The sequence below is a fragment of the Streptomyces sp. BK340 genome, from assembly GCF_007827595.1.
Classification (GTDB): domain Bacteria; phylum Actinomycetota; class Actinomycetes; order Streptomycetales; family Streptomycetaceae; genus Streptomyces.
This window is the reverse complement of the sequence record NZ_VISR01000004.1, coordinates 139,802-154,276: the sequence shown is the minus strand read 5'-3', so window position 1 is coordinate 154,276 and position 14,475 is coordinate 139,802. Positions and strand designations below refer to the sequence as shown.

Annotated in this window: 15 protein-coding genes; 9 read left to right on the top strand and 6 right to left on the bottom strand. The window is 72.5% G+C overall.

The genetic code is table 11. The features are described from left to right. Positions 1-91: 91 nt before the first annotated feature. The 3 genes from FB157_RS10110 (at position 92) to FB157_RS10100 (ending at position 2,748) form a co-directional block, all read left to right on the top strand. Entirely contained in the window at positions 92-1,021 is a 930-nt protein-coding gene (locus tag FB157_RS10110) for a ribokinase (RefSeq protein WP_145878133.1), read from the top strand. Between the two features lie 229 nt (positions 1,022-1,250). Beyond that, on the top strand, positions 1,251-2,174 hold the full coding sequence (locus tag FB157_RS10105) for a phosphotransferase (RefSeq protein ID WP_186581437.1): 924 nt from the start codon (positions 1,251-1,253) through the stop codon (positions 2,172-2,174). Positions 2,175-2,277: 103 nt separating this feature from the next. Further along, positions 2,278-2,748 (top strand): lamin tail domain-containing protein, encoded by a 471-nt coding sequence (locus FB157_RS10100; protein WP_145878132.1) that lies wholly within the window; start codon positions 2,278-2,280, stop codon positions 2,746-2,748. Between the two features lie 48 nt (positions 2,749-2,796). On the opposite strand, the gene FB157_RS10095 is transcribed toward FB157_RS10100, so the two are convergent. From FB157_RS10095 to FB157_RS10085, 3 genes are all read right to left on the bottom strand, one after another. Then, positions 2,797-3,597 carry a sugar phosphate isomerase/epimerase gene (locus FB157_RS10095; RefSeq protein WP_145878658.1) on the bottom strand — a complete coding sequence of 267 codons (801 nt, stop codon included), beginning with the start codon at positions 3,595-3,597 and terminating at the stop codon, positions 2,797-2,799. A gap of 32 nt (positions 3,598-3,629) precedes the next feature. Beyond that, on the bottom strand, positions 3,630-4,781 hold the full coding sequence (locus FB157_RS10090) for a dihydrodipicolinate synthase family protein (protein WP_145878130.1): 1,152 nt from the start codon (positions 4,779-4,781) through the stop codon (positions 3,630-3,632). Positions 4,782-4,865: 84 nt separating this feature from the next. Beyond that, complete coding sequence (locus FB157_RS10085; protein ID WP_145878128.1) at positions 4,866-5,024, bottom strand: Arc family DNA-binding protein; 159 nt, start codon at positions 5,022-5,024, stop codon at positions 4,866-4,868. Between the two features lie 29 nt (positions 5,025-5,053). Between FB157_RS10085 and FB157_RS10080 the strand changes: the two genes are divergently transcribed. Beyond that, on the top strand, positions 5,054-6,256 hold the full coding sequence (locus FB157_RS10080; protein WP_186581436.1) for an RNA-guided endonuclease TnpB family protein: 1,203 nt from the start codon (positions 5,054-5,056) through the stop codon (positions 6,254-6,256). Between the two features lie 34 nt (positions 6,257-6,290). Here FB157_RS10080 and FB157_RS10075 read toward each other — a convergent pair whose 3' ends face one another. Further along, positions 6,291-7,442 (bottom strand): Gfo/Idh/MocA family protein, encoded by a 1,152-nt coding sequence (locus FB157_RS10075; protein ID WP_145878126.1) that lies wholly within the window; start codon positions 7,440-7,442, stop codon positions 6,291-6,293. Between the two features lie 279 nt (positions 7,443-7,721). Between FB157_RS10075 and FB157_RS10070 the strand changes: the two genes are divergently transcribed. The 5 genes from FB157_RS10070 (at position 7,722) to FB157_RS10050 (ending at position 12,580) form a co-directional block, all read left to right on the top strand. Continuing rightward, a complete protein-coding gene (locus FB157_RS10070) occupies positions 7,722-8,768 on the top strand; it encodes a LacI family DNA-binding transcriptional regulator (RefSeq protein ID WP_145878125.1) in 1,047 nt (348 codons plus the stop codon). A gap of 164 nt (positions 8,769-8,932) precedes the next feature. Next, entirely contained in the window at positions 8,933-9,202 is a 270-nt protein-coding gene (locus tag FB157_RS10065; protein ID WP_145878124.1) for a hypothetical protein, read from the top strand. Between the two features lie 216 nt (positions 9,203-9,418). Beyond that, a complete protein-coding gene (locus FB157_RS10060; RefSeq protein ID WP_145878122.1) occupies positions 9,419-10,348 on the top strand; it encodes a bifunctional helix-turn-helix transcriptional regulator/GNAT family N-acetyltransferase in 930 nt (309 codons plus the stop codon). A gap of 16 nt (positions 10,349-10,364) precedes the next feature. Continuing rightward, positions 10,365-11,165 (top strand): sugar phosphate isomerase/epimerase, encoded by an 801-nt coding sequence (locus FB157_RS10055; protein ID WP_145878119.1) that lies wholly within the window; start codon positions 10,365-10,367, stop codon positions 11,163-11,165. A gap of 155 nt (positions 11,166-11,320) precedes the next feature. Then, positions 11,321-12,580 (top strand): MFS transporter, encoded by a 1,260-nt coding sequence (locus FB157_RS10050; protein ID WP_145878117.1) that lies wholly within the window; start codon positions 11,321-11,323, stop codon positions 12,578-12,580. On the opposite strand, the gene FB157_RS10045 is transcribed toward FB157_RS10050, so the two are convergent. Both FB157_RS10045 and aroA read right to left on the bottom strand, forming a co-directional pair. Next, positions 12,558-13,148, bottom strand: a complete 591-nt coding sequence (locus tag FB157_RS10045; RefSeq protein WP_145878115.1) for an alpha/beta hydrolase — start codon at positions 13,146-13,148, stop codon at positions 12,558-12,560. The genes FB157_RS10050 and FB157_RS10045 overlap by 23 nt on opposite strands. A 57-nt stretch (positions 13,149-13,205) precedes the next feature. Beyond that, positions 13,206-14,441, bottom strand: a complete 1,236-nt coding sequence (aroA, locus tag FB157_RS10040) for a 3-phosphoshikimate 1-carboxyvinyltransferase (protein WP_145878113.1) — start codon at positions 14,439-14,441, stop codon at positions 13,206-13,208. Positions 14,442-14,475: the final 34 nt, after the last annotated feature.

Below are 14,475 nucleotides of genomic sequence, written 5' to 3'. Positions count from 1 at the left end.
TGGACACCCCCTACCGGGCCGCCGACTCCACGGTCGTCCGTCCGAGTCCCGGCTCATGACATTCGAACGCACCCGTGTTGGGAGACAGTTGATGTACGACTACGACCTCCTGGTCGTGGGTTCGGCCAACGCCGACCTGGTGATCGGCGTCGAGCGGCGGCCGGCCGCCGGCGAAACGGTGCTCGGCGGCGACCTCGCCGTCCACCCGGGCGGCAAGGGTGCCAACCAGGCGGTCGCGGCCGCCCGGCTCGGGGCGCGTACGGCGCTGCTGGCCCGGGTCGGCGACGACGACCACGGCCGGCTGCTGCTCGACTCACTGCGGGCGGCCGGGGCGGACCCGGTGGGCGTGCTGGTGGGCGGGGCGCCGACGGGCGTCGCGCTCATCACCGTCGACCCCTCCGGGGACAACAGCATCGTGGTGTCCCCCGGCGCCAACGCCCGCCTGACCCCGGCCGACGTCCGGGCCGCCGTCAGCCTCCTGCTCGGCTCGCGGGTGGTGTCGGCGCAGCTGGAGATCCCGCTGGAGACGGTCGTGGAGGTCGTGCGGAACCTCCCCGAGGGCAGCCGGTTCGTGCTGAACCCGTCCCCGCCGCGCCCGCTGCCCACGGAGGTGCTGGCCGCATGCGACCCGCTGATCGTCAACGAGCACGAGGCGCGGGTGCTCCTCGGCGACCCGGGCGTGAGCGAGGAGCCCGCGGACTGGGCGCGGCTGCTGCTGGCCAGGGGCCCGCGCTCGGTGGTCGTGACATTGGGCGCGCAGGGGGCGCTGGTGGCCGACTCCTCCGGTGTGACCCGGGTGCCGTCGGTGCAGGTGGACGCGGTGGACACGACCGGGGCGGGCGACGCGTTCACGGCGGCCCTGGCCTGGCAGCTGGGCTCGGGCTCCGCCCTGGCCGAGGCCGCGGCCTACGCGGCCCGCGTCGGTGCGACGGCGGTGACGAAGCGGGGCGCCCAGGGGTCGTACCCGACGGCCGCGGAGGTCGGCTCGCTGCGCCGGGCCGGCGCCCGGACCCCCGGCTGACTTTTCGAGGGGGCGTACCCGGTCCGTCGACCGGGTACGCCCCCTCGGCTTTCCCCTCCGTATCAGAACCCCCCGGATCCCCCCCGGAATCCCCCCCCCAGAAGTCCTGACGCACGGTACGACACACCATGTGGGGAAAGGGTTGTACGACCCCGCGAGATTTTTTCCGCCCTGCCGGGACCCTGGAATCCCGTTGCTCCCCGGGACCCGCCCGCCTACGGTCGCGGTCATGCTGCCTCCGGTGGAAACGGACGAGGAGCGGGACGCGGTCGTCCCCGACGAGACGGTGATGCGCCCGGGAGCGGAGGACCTCTGCGCCCGCCTCGGTCTGGCCGGCGCACCGCTGACCCGGTTCCCGGACGGCTCGCTGCCCGTCTACGCCGTGGGTGAAGAGCATGTTCTCAAGCTGTTCCCCGGAGCATCCGCAGGGGACGGCGTCGCCGAAGGGCGCGTCCTCACCCACCTCGAGGGCCGGTTGCCGGTGCCGACACCGCAGGTGCGCGGCTTCGGCGCGTACGAGAACGGCTGGCGGTACGTCCTGATGTCCCGCCTCCGTGGTGAGAACCTGGCCGAGGTGTGGGACCGGGTGCCGCGGAGCCACCGCGAGCGGCTCGTCGCCGAGATCGGCGAGACCCTGGCGGTGCTGCACTCCCTCGGCCCCGGTCCCCTCACGGACGTCCTCGGCCCCGGGGACTGGGGCGCCTTCGTGGACCGCCGTACCGCCGACGCCGTGGCACGGCAGCGCGCCAGACGGCTGCCGGACGCCTGGCTGGAGCAGATCCCGGACTTCCTCGCCTCGGTCTGCCTGCCGCGCGCCCCGCACCCCTCCCTGCTGCACACCGAGGTCATGCGGCAGCACTTCCTCGTCGATCCCGACGGCTGGCGCCTGACCGGGCTCTTCGACTTCGAACCGGCCATGATCGGTGACCGTGCGTACGACTTCGTGGGCGTCGGCCTGTTCGTCACCCGCGCCGATCCCGGCCTGCTGGCCCGGCTGGCCGGGGCGTACGGCCACACCTTCGACCCGTCCCAACTGCTCGCGTACACACTGCTGCACGTGTACAGCGATCTCCCCTGGTACCTGAAGGAACTGCCCGTACCTGCCGGGGAGACGCTGCCCTCGCTCGCCGAGGCGTGGTTCGGCACGGTGTGACCCATGGGATCACGTGGGTGGTGTGTGTCACCATGTCAGCCGCCCCAGCTCCCGCGCGTCGCAACGCTGAGCAGGGGTTTCTGGATGCTCAGGGAGGGACCCCATGAAGACGTACCCCGTGTTGGTCGCCGCTGCAGTCGTGGCCGCCGGTGCCCTTGCCACCGCTCCGGCCCATGCCGCCACCGATCCGAAGACCGTTCACTTCGGCGGCTGGCAGTACGACAGCCCGGGCAGTGACACCCGCTCGAACACGAGTCTGAACAACGAGTGGATCAACATCCACAACGGCACCTCCTCCGCGGTGCAGCTGAAGGGCTGGTCGGTCGAGGACACGGCCGGGCACCGCTACGTGCTGCCGTCGTACAGGATCGGCGCGGGCAGGACGGTCAAGCTGCACACCGGCCGAGGCACCAACACCGCCGGCCACCTGTACTGGGGCAGCGGCAACTACATCTGGAACAACACCCAGGACATGGCGTTCCTGTTCAAGCCCAACGGCTACGACTTCAAGAGCTGCTTCGCCGGGCACGACTTCGACGATCCCAACCCGTACAACTGCCACAACGAGAGCTGAGAACCGCCGGGCCGGACCCCTGCCACCCCGGCGGGGGTCCCTCGGCGCTCAACCGGCGACGTGCGTCACGAACCGCTCCGCCGTCTCCGCCAGCACCTCCCGCCCGTCCCGCGCCCACAACCGTTCGCTGAACAGCTCGACCTCGATCGGTCCGGTGTAACCGGCCGCCTCCACGTAGCCCTTCCACTCCCGCATGTCGATCGACCCGTCGCCGATCTGGCCCCGGCCGTTGAGGACGCCCTCGGGCAGGGGGGTGGTCCAGTCGGCGAGCTGGAAGGTGTGGATGCGGCCGCCCGCGCCGGCGCGGGCGATCTGGGCGGGGGCCCGGTCGTCCCACCAGATGTGGTACGTGTCCACGGCCACGCCCACCTGATGCGCCGGGAAACGCTCGGCGAGGTCCAGGGCCTGGGCGAGGGTGGAGACCACGCAGCGGTCGGACGCGTACATGGGATGCAGGGGTTCGATGGCGAGGCGTACGCCGTGGGATTCGGCATGAGGGCCCAGTTCCGCCAGTGCGTCGGCGACGCGTTCGCGGGCGCCGTGCAGATCGCGCGAGCCGGCGGGCAGGCCGCCCGAGACCAGGACGAGTGTGTCCGTGCCGAGCACGGCCGCCTCGTCGATCGCCCGGCGGTTGTCGGCCAGGGCCTGCCCCCGCTCGGCCGGGTCGATCGCCGTGAGGAAACCGCCCCGGCACAGGGTCGTCACCGACAGGCCCGCGTCCCGGACGAGCTTGGCGGTCTTCGGCACGCCGTACGACCGGACCGGCTCGCGCCACAGCCCGACCCCGGGCACGCCCGACTGCGCACAGGCGTCCACCAGTTCGGGGAGGGACAGCTGCCTGACCGTCATCTGGTTGATGGAGAAGCGTTCGAGTCCGGTGCTCACTGGTTCACCCCGTACAGCGACAGCAGGTTCTTCATGCGTTCCTCGGCCAGTTTCGGGTCAGGGAACAGGCCGAGGCCGTCGGCGAGTTCGTAGGCGCGGGCGAAGTGCGGCAGGGAGCGGGCCGACTGGAGGCCGCCGACCATCGCGAAGTGGGACTGGTGGCCCGCCAGCCAGGCCAGGAACACGACTCCGGTCTTGTAGAAGCGGGTCGGGGCCCGGAAGAGGTGGCGGGACAGGCCGACCGTCGGATCGAGCAGCGCGCGGAAGCCGCCCGTGTCCCCCGTGTCCAGGACCCGCACCGCCTCGGCCGCCAGCGGGCCCAGCGGGTCGAAGATGCCGAGCAGGGCGTGGCTGAAGCCCGACTCGTCGCCCGCGATCAGCTCCGGGTAGTCGAAGTCGTCCCCCGTGTAGCAGCGCACCCCCTGCGGGAGGCGGCGGCGCAGGTCGATCTCCCGCCGGGCGTCCAGCAGGGAGACCTTGATGCCGTCGACCTTGTCCGGGTGCGCGGCGATGACCTCCAGGAAGGTGCCGGTGGCCGCGTCGAGGTCCGGTGAGCCCCAGTAGCCCTCCAGGGCGGGGTCGAACATCGGGCCGAGCCAGTGCAGGATCACCGGCTCGGCGGCCTGGCGGAGCAGATGGCCGTAGGTCTCCAGGTAGTCCTCGGGGCCGCGGGCGGCGGCCGCGAGTGCCCGCGACGCCATCAGGACGGCCTGCGCGCCCGCCTCCTCCACGACCGCCAGCTGCTCCTCGTAGGCGGCGCGGATCTCGGCGAGGGTGCCGCCGGCGATCTGGTCGGTGCCGACGCCGCAGGCGATCCGGCCGCCCACGCCGTGCGCCTCGGCCGCGGACCGGCGGATCAACTCGGCCGCGCCCGCCCAGTCCAGGCCCATCCCGCGCTGGGCGGTGTCCATCGCCTCGGCGACCCCCAGCCCGTGGGACCACAGGTGGCGGCGGAAGGCGAGGGTGGCGTCCCAGTCGACGGCGGCGGGTGAGTCGGGGGACACGTCGGCGTACGGGTCGGCGACGACGTGGGCCGCCGAGAAGACCGTGCGGGAGGTGAAGGGGGTGCCGGGAGTGAGGGCGAGCGGCTCCTGGCGGGGCTCGTACGTCCTCAACGTTCCTTTGGAGTCCGGGAGCTGGATGGTCACAGGGAACCCCCCAGGATGGTCCGGCCTTCAGGCCGGGTGGGAGTCGGACCCGTGTGGGGCAAAGCAGGGAAAGGCGGGTTGCCGTCAGGGCGATTCACTGTCCGCCTCACCAGAGGCGCGCTCCCCCTCCAAGCGGTACACGATCTCGGAGTTGAGTGAGCGACGGGCGGACTTGGCCTGAGCGACGAGCCATTCGTGAATGTCGGCAGGCAGTCTGAGCGTGATGCGTACTTCATGGTCCATGACCTCAACTGTAGTGCTAGCGTGGTGTCATGATGACACCACTGACGGTAGGGGAGGCTGGGCACGTCCGGTACACCTACCGGCTTCGTGCGTCGTCGACAGCTCGCGCGGCCCTTCGCGCGGAGTGGGACCGGTGCCGGTGGCTCTGGAACGAGTGCGTGGCCCGGTCGATGAAGGCCTACGCAGAGGGCGAGACTTGCGGCCCGGCCCGACTGGACAAGATGCTCACCGAGGCCCGCTCGACGACACCATGGTTGGCTGAGGGTTCTTCGGTACCGCAGCAACAGCTCATCCGGGACTTCGGCAAGTCCCGCGCGAAGGCACAGAGGGACATCAAGGAACGGCTGCCGATGCACCGCCGGGCAGGGATGCCGCAGTGCAAGAAGAAGCACGAAGCCTTGCCGACACTGAACTACACGAAGCGCGGTTTCCGGCTGAAGGGCGGGCGTCTGCATCTGTCGGGCGGGGTCGTGTTGACTGTGGTGTGGTCGCGGGACCTGCCCGCCGCGCCCTCCTCGGTGCGCGTGTACCAGGACGGCGTCGGGCACTGGTACTGCTCGTTCGTGGTCCCCACCGTGGTGCAGCCGCTGCCCAAGACCGGCCGGGTGCTCGGCGTGGACTGGGGCGTGAAGCAGACCGCGACCACCACCTCCGACGCCCACGACCTCCCGCACCCCGAGCACGGGAAGAAGGCCCACAAGAAACTGGCCCGGTACGACCGGATGATGGCCCGCCGCAAACCCAAGAAGGGCCAGGCCGCCTCGAAGGGCTACCGCGAGGCGAAGAAGTGGCGAGCGAAGACCTACGCGAAGATCGCCCGGCAGCGGCAGGACACGGGCCGCAAGTGGGCGAAGAGGGCCGTGACCGACCACGACGCCATCGCCGTCGAGGACTTCCGCCCGAAGTTCCTCGCCAAGTCTTCCCTGGCCCGCAAGGCCGCCGACGCCGCTATCGGCGCCACCAAGCGCGCCCTGATCGAGATGGGGCGCAAGCACGGACGGCACATCCGACTCGTGCACCCCGCGCACACCACCATGGACTGCGCATCGTGCGGAGCGAGAACCAAGCACGCACTTCCTCTTTCGGAACGTACCTACACCTGCACCGCGTGCGGAGCCGTCTCCCCCAGAGACAAGAACTCCGCCCGCGTGATGCTCATCCGGGCAGGTCTGAACCCGGCTGGTGTCGAGGGCATAAGACCTCCGGGAGCGCTGCTCCCGGAGGCAGCCTGAGCCAGGAATCCCCTCCCTTCTGGGAGCGGAGCGGTCAAAGGGAGATCTCCGGTACGTCGATGCGGCGGCCCTCGGCCGAGGACTTCAGGCCCAGCTCGGCGAGCTGGACGCCACGGGCGCCGGCCAAGAGGTCCCAGTGGTACGGGGCGTCGGCGTAGACGTGCTTGAGGAACAGCTCCCACTGGGCCTTGAATCCGTTGTCGAACTCGGCGTTGTCCGGCACCTCCTGCCACTGGTCGCGGAAGACCTCGGTGGCGGGGACGTCCGGGTTCCAGACCGGCTTGGGGGTCGCGCTGCGGTGCTGGGCGCGGCAGTTGCGCAGGCCGGCGACGGCCGAGCCCTCGGTGCCGTCCACCTGGAACTCCACCAGCTCGTCGCGGTTGACGCGGACCGCCCAGGAGGAGTTGATCTGGGCGATCGCGCCGCCCTCCAGCTCGAAGACGCCGTAGGCGGCGTCGTCGGCGGTCGCGTCGTAGGGCTTGCCGTGTTCGTCCCAGCGCTGCGGGATGTGGGTGGTGGCCAGGGCCTGGACGGAGGTCACCCGCCCGAACAGCTCGTGGAGCACGTACTCCCAGTGCGGGAACATGTCGACGACGATGCCGCCGCCGTCCTCGGCGCGGTAGTTCCACGAGGGGCGCTGGGCCGGCTGCCAGTCACCCTCGAAGACCCAGTAGCCGAACTCGCCCCGGACGGACAGGATCCGCCCGAAGAAGCCGCCGTCGATCAGGCGCTTCAGCTTGCGGAGGCCGGGGAGGAAGATCTTGTCCTGGACCACGCCGTGCCTGACGCCCTTCGCGTCGGCCAGCCGGGCCAGCTCCAGGGCGCCCTCCAGTCCCGTGGCGGTGGGCTTCTCGGTGTAGATGTGCTTGCCGGCCGCGATCGCCTTCCTGACCGACTCCTCCCGTGCCGGGGTGACCTGGGAGTCGAAGTAGATGTCGACGGCCGGGTCGGCGAGGACCGCGTCCACGTCGGTGGAGACGTGCTCGAGGCCGTGCCGGTCGGCGATCTCCCGCAGGGCGTGCTCGCGGCGGCCGAGCAGGACCGGCTCGGGCCACAGCACGGTGCCCTCGCCGAGGTCGAGGCCGCCCTGTTCGCGCAGGGCGAGGATCGACCGGACGAGGTGCTGGCGGTAGCCCATGCGCCCGGTCACGCCGTTCATGGCGATACGCACCGTCTTGCGTGTCACGTCAGTCCCCTTCGTGGGCGACGGGCGCCCGGGTCGGCATCAGCAGCGTCGTCAGCGTCCAACACACGGCAGCAAGCGCTTTCTATCCGGAGAAGCTAGCCTCTGGACCGTGGTCCGTACAAGACCGTGTCCTCTTCGAGTTGTTCGAGGGGGCGAACAACTCGGCTGGTTGGCCTTAGGGTCTGCTCGACACCGCACGGAACCGTGGCCGGGCGCGGCCTGTCTACGTGGACGTATGAGCACCAATGCGCGATCAGATGCGCGACCGGAGGACGACAGATGACGGTGACCTTGGCGGATGTGGCGGCCCGCGCGCAGGTCTCCCCCGCGACGGTGTCGCGCGTGCTGAACGGGAACTACCCGGTGGCCGCCTCCACGCGGGAGCGGGTGCTGCGGGCCGTGGACGAGCTGGACTACGTCCTCAACGGCCCCGCCAGCGCACTCGCCGCGGCCACCTCCGACCTCGTCGGCATCCTCGTGAACGACATCGCGGACCCCTTCTTCGGGATCATGGCGAGTGCGATCCAGGGGGAGATCGGGGGCCCGGGCGGCCGGGCGGGCGGCGAACGGCTCGCGGTCGTCTGCAACACCGGAGGTTCGCCGGAGCGTGAACTGACCTACCTGACCCTGCTGCAGCGACAGCGGGCCGCGGCCGTGGTGCTGACCGGCGGGGCCGTGGAGAACGCGCCGCACGCGGAGGCGGTGGCGGCGAAGCTGCGGAAGCTGGCTGAGGCCGGGACCCGGGTGGTGCTGTGCGGGCGGCCGCCGGCGCCGGACACCGGGGCCATCGCGCTGACCTTCGACAACCGCGGGGGCGCCCGCGCACTCACCGACCACCTCATCGGCCTCGGCCACCGCCGGCTCGGCTACATCGCGGGCCCCGAGGAGCGGACCACCACCCGGCACCGCCTGGAGGGCCACCGGGCCGCGCTGGCGGCGGCGGGCATGGAGAACGACCCTCGCTGGACGGTCCACGGCCGCTACGACCGCCGGTCCGGACACGAGGCCACACTGGAGCTGCTGCGCCGGGACCCCTCCCTGACGGCGATCGTGGCCGCGAACGACTCCGTCGCACTGGGCGCGTGTGCCGCACTGCGCGAATCGGGGCTGCGGATCCCCGAGGACGTGTCCGTGGCCGGCTTCGACGACCTCCCGTTCGCCATCGACGCGGTGCCCTCTCTCACGACGGTGCGGTTGCCGCTGTCCGAGGCGGGAGCCCGTGCGGGACGGATCGCGATGGGCCGCGAGGAGCCGCCGCCGGGCGGGATCGCCTCGGTGCGCGGGGAGTTGATGGTGCGGGGTTCCACCGGCGTGCCGCGGGGCTGAGCGCGGAGGGCGCCGGTGATCGTCGAATCACTCGAGGGCTCGGTGCCCTGCACGTCCTGCCGTGCCACCGCACAGTGGCACGGCGTGCAGGTACTGCTGGACGACGACACGCCGCGGTGGGACACCGGGACGGCGTGCCCGGCCTGCGGGAGCGGGATGGCCGCGTGCGGGAGGGAACTTCCGGCCGGGATGCGGGAGCGGATGCTCACGGAGCACGGGCGGGCCGTTCTGCGCCTGGAGCCCTCGGCGCGGAGGCCGGCCGTCATGCGCGTGCCCGGGAGCGGCTCGGCGTCGGGCTGACGGAGATCCGGGCCCTCGTCGAGCAGGTGGTGGCCGGGGAGTACGGCGGCACGCTTGCGGAGACCGAGTTGCTCGCGCGGCAGCTGCGAGCCGCGGGGGTCGACGCCGTCGCGGTACGGGAGACACCGTTGTGAGTCCGGCGTGCGCGCGCCGATGAGCTTCCGCGGCAGGAGCGCCTCTTCTTCGGTCCCGAGGTGCTCGGCGGTCCCGAGATGGTCGGCGGTCCCGAGGTGGTCGGCGGTGCCTTTGCCGCGGGGCTGGATCGGGCCGGGGCTGGTGGACGGCGCCGTGTTGTGGGCTTAGCCTCGGAGGACGGTATCTCTGACTGAGTCAAGTATCCGGGGGCGATCATGACCGTCCAGGACGTCCGCGCCTTCAACCGCTTCTACACGGGCGTCATCGGCGCCCTCGACTACGGCCGTCATCTGTACGCGCCGTACACCCTCACCGAGTCCCGGGTCCTGTACGAACTCGCGCACGAGCGGCATCTGGACGCGGCCGACCTGCGCGCCCGGCTCGCGCTGGACGCCGGCTATCTGAGCCGCATCCTGAACAAGTTCGAGGAGGCGGGGCTGATCGAGCGCGGGACCTCCGCGGCGGATCCGCGCCGCAGGAGCGTCACGCTCACCGCGCCCGGGCGCGAGGCCGCCGCACTGCTGGACGAGCGGGCGCAGGAGTCGGTGCGGGCGCTGCTGGACACCGTGGCCCCGGAGGACCGGCCGCGGCTGGCGGAGGCGATGCGGACCGTCCGGGACATCCTCGGGGGCGGGAAGGCGACGCCGGGTGAGGTCGTCCTGCGGGAGCCGGAGCCCGGTGACCTCGGCTGGATCGTGCAGCGAAACGCCGCCCTGTACGCGGCCGAGTACGGCTGGAACGCCGACTACGAGGGACTGGTGGCGAAGATCGTCGCCGACTTCGCCCAGGACCACGACCCGCATCTGGAGCGGGTGTGGATCGCGGAGCTGGAGGGGCGGCCGGTGGGGTGCGTGATCTGCGTGCGGGACGACGTGCCCGCCACCGCTCGGCTGCGGCTGCTCCTGGTGGAGCCCGACGCGCGCGGGCACGGGATCGGCGACCGGCTGGTGCGGGCCGTGGTCGACTTCGCGCGCGGGGTCGGCTACCGCGACCTGGTGCTGTGGACCAACGACGTGCTCAGCAGCGCCCGGCACCTCTACCAGCGGCACGGCTTCGTGCTCGTCGCCGAGCGGCCGCACCGCTCCTTCGGCAAGGATCTGCTGGGGCAGGACTGGCGGTTGGATCTGCACGGATCGGGCGTGTGACGAGTAGGGTCCGAGCATGAAGCTGGCGTTCTCCACTCTCGGTGTCCCCGGCCTGCCCGTCCCTGAGGTCCTGGCGCTCGCGACCGCGCACGGATACCACGGCATCGAACTGCGCGCCCATCCGGAGGAGCCGGTGCACCCGGGCCTCACCGCCGCCGAGCGGGCCGAGACGGCCGCGCTGTTCAAGGGGGCCGGGGTCGAGGTGCTGAGCCTCGCCGGGTACACGCGCGTCGCCGCGCCCGGCGACGACACCCCCGTCCTCGACGAGATCCGTCAACTCCTCCAGCTGGCGCACGACCTGGGCGCCCCGTTCGTCCGGGTCTTCCCCGGCGCCGACCCGGACCGGCCCCGCGAGGAGTCCGACGCCGTCGCGGCCCGGCGGCTGGGCGCCGCCGCCGAGGACGCCTCCGCGCTCGGTGTGCGGATCCTGCTGGAGACCCACGACTCGCACCGCACCGGCGCCGACGCGATCCGTGTCCTCGGCCCGGTCGGCCACCGGCAGGTGGGCGCGCTGTGGGACGTGATGCACACCTGGCTGGGCGGCGAGCAGCCCTCGGAAAGCTATGCGGCCCTCGCCCCGCACCTCGGATACGTCCAGGTCAAGGACATCGCCTCGGCCGAGGACACCGCCCCGCTGCCGCTCGGCGCGGGCGTCCTCCCGCTCACCGAGTGCGTGGACGTCCTCTCCCGCCACGGCTGGGACGGCTGGCTGTGCTGGGAGTACGAGAAGCGGTGGTACGAGTCGGCGGCCCCGCTTCCGGGCCTGCTGAGCGCGGGCCGGGACCACCTCGTACGGCTGCTGGGAGAGGCTGCTTAGCCTGTTCGGCGCAGCGGGGGGACCGGATCCGGGCAACGGTGTCCTGACGGGCCGGGCCGGATAATTCGCTGGCCGGGCCGGAGGGCGCCCGCATACCCTCCCCCGGTGATTCCGCAGCCCGCGCTCCGTGCCCTCGCCTGCCCGCGTTCCCTCTCATGAGCCTCGCCCGCTCGCTCATCGACGTGCGGCCGCTGCGCACCTCGCCCGTCTTCCGGCGGCTGCTGGCCGGGCGGACCGTGTCGCTGCTCGGTGGGTCCATGACTCTGGTGACGGTCATGTACCAGGTGTGGGACATGACCCGCAGCACGGCGTGGACCGGTGCGGTCGGGCTGGCGCAGGCGTTGCCGCTGGTGGTGTTCGGGCTGTTCGCGGGGGCCCGGGTGGACCGCGCCGACCGGCGGCGGATCTACCTGACGGCCACCGTGGGCCAGTCCGTCTGCTCGCTGCTGCTGGCGGTGCAGGGCTTCACCGGACATGTCCCGGTGGCGGCGGTGCTCGCACTGGTCGCCGTCCAATCGGGCTTCGGTGCGCTCGGCGCCCCGGCGGCCGGGGTCTTCGTGCCGCGGCTGCTGCCCAAGGACCAGGTGGCCGCCGGTCTCGCCCTGAACCAGATCACCGGCCAGACGATGTTCCTGCTCGGCCCGGCCCTGGCCGGTGTGCTGCTGGGCTGGCTGGGCATCGGCGCCTGCTATCTGCTGGACGCGCTCAGCTTCGGTGTCGCCTTCTACGGCGCCTTCGGGCTGCCCGCGCTGCCGCCGGAGGGCGAGCCGTCGCGGGCGGGGCTGCACGGGGTGCTGGACGGGCTGCGGTTCCTGGCCGGGCACCGGGTGGTGCGGGGCGCGCTGATCACCGACCTCGCGGCCACCGTGCTGTCCTTCCCGGTCAGCCTGTTCCCGCTGGTCAACGCCGAGCGGTTCGGGAACAGTCCGCGCACCCTCGGCCTGCTCCTGTCGGCCCTCGCGGTGGGCGGTGTCACGGCCACGGCGCTGTCCGGCTCGCTGACCCGGCACGGCCGCCCGGGCGCGGTGATGCTGTGCGCGTCCGGCACCTGGGGTGCGGCCCTGGTGGCCTTCGGTCTGTCGGACAACCCCTGGATCGGCGTCGCCCTGCTCGTCGTGGCCGGGGCGGCGGACGCCACGTCGGTCGTCTCCCGGTCCACGATCGTGCAGACCCTCACCCCGGACGCGCTGCTCGGCCGGGTCACGGCGGCCGAGGCGATCGTCGGCCAGGCGGGCCCCAGCCTCGGCAACGTCCGGGGCGGCCTGGTCGCCGGCTGGAGCTCGGGGGCGACCGCCCTGGTCACCGGCGGCCTGATGTGCGTCCTGGCGGTGGGCGCGGTCGCGGCGTCGACCCCGGAACTGCGCTCCGGGGAAGCCGGGCCGGCGGACGGTCCTACTGCTGTGGACGTGCCGTGAGCGGTGCCGGGTCGCCCAGGCACCAGTCGAGCACGGCCGGCCAGGAGCCGTAACCGGCGTCCAGGTCGAGGTGTGCGGCGCCCGGGACGATGTCGGTGGGGATGCCGAGCGGCGCACCGAAGGCGGGGCCGGCGCCCTCGGGGCAGTACGGGTCGTCGTCGCCCGCGACGAGCCGGGTCCGGCCGGGCAGGACGAAGCCGGGGACGGGCGGCGCGAAGCCAGCCACCTCCGGGTACCGGACGAGAACGGATGCGGACGGCGGCGCGACGAGCAGCACCCGGTCCGCGTACCGCTGTTCCTTCATTCCCCGGGCCGCGGCGTGCAGCCACAGCACGGCGGAAAGGCTGTGCGCCACGACGACCCGCTCGCCCGACTCGTCCAGCTCCTCCAGGTGCCGGGCCAGTTCACCGAGCCACGCCTCGAGGTCCGGGTCGTCCGGGTCGGGCAGCTGCGGGTAGGTCACCCGGTGCCCGAGGGCGGTGAGCCGGTCGGCGAGCCAGTGCTGCCAGTGGCCCCCGGGCCGGCGGTTCTGCCAGCCGTGCAGGACGAGATACGAGCGCGTGGTCATGCGTCCGATGATTTCCGAGCCCTTCCCCGCGGTCCAGCGAAGACGGCCACCGTCCCGTCAGGTGGTCGCGGCCAGTTCCGCGAACGCCTCGTGGAAGCCCGGGAACGTCTTCCGTACGCAGCCGGGATCGTCGTACGACAGCCCGGGCGTGCGCAGTCCGGTCACCGCGAAGGACATCACGATGCGGTGGTCGCCGTACGACTTGATGCCGACGTCCGGCAGGGGCGTGCCGGGCCGGATCTCGATCCAGTCGGGGCCGGTCGCCACGTCCACGCCGAGCCGGCGCAGGTTCTCCGCGCAGGCCTCCAGCCGGTCGCACTCCTTGACCCGTGTGTTGGCCACGTCCTCGATGCGGACCGGTCCTGAGGCGAAGGGTGCGATCGCGGCGAGGGTCGGCATGGTGTCGGAGACGTCCCGCATGTTGACGGTCAGACCGCGCAGAACTCCCGTGCCGCGTACGGTCGTCCGGTCCGCGGCCACGTCCACCTCCGCGCCCATCCGGCGCAGCACCTCGACGAACCGCAGGTCGCCCTGGAGTGCCCCCGAACCGAGGCCCGGCACGGTCACCTCGCGGCCCGGGGTGACGGCCGCCGCGGCGAAGAAGTAGCTCGCGGTCGAGGCGTCCGGCTCGATGGCGTAGGTGGTGGCCCGGTAGCCGCCGGCCGGGACGTCGAAGACCTGGCCGTCCCGGACCACCTCGACGCCGAACGCCCGCATCATCGCCAGCGTGATCTCCACGTACGGCACCGAGACCAGGTCGGTCACCCGGATCCGCAGGCCGCCCCGGGTCAGCGGGCCGAGCAGGAGCAGCGCGGTGAGGTACTGGGAGGACTGGCCGGCGTCCAGCACGACCTCGCCGCCCTCGACCCCGGCCGCCCGGACGGTGAGCGGGTGGTGGCCCTCGGCCTCCTCGTGCCGCAGGTCGACGCCGAGGTCGCGCAGGGCCCGGGTGAGCGGGCCGAGGGGGCGCCGGCGCATCTGCGGGGAGGCGTCGAAGCGGTAGGTGCCGTGGCCCGCGGCGGCCAGGGTGGGCAGGAAACGGGCGGTGGTGGCGCCGTCGCGGCAGTACACGTCGGCCTCGGCCAGCGCCGGGCCCTGCGGGCGGCCGTCCACCTGCCAGGCGTCCGGGGTGCGGCCCACCCGGTAGCCGAGCCGGACCAGGCCCTCGGCGAAGCCCTCGGTGTCGTCGGAGCGCAGGGGCCGTACGAGGGTGCTGACGCCGTCGGCGGCGGCCGCGAGGAAGAGCGCGCGGGCGGTGATGGACTTGGAACCGGGGATGTCGACTGCGGGCATGGCCGTCATGATGGTCCGTCGCGCGGGCGGATGG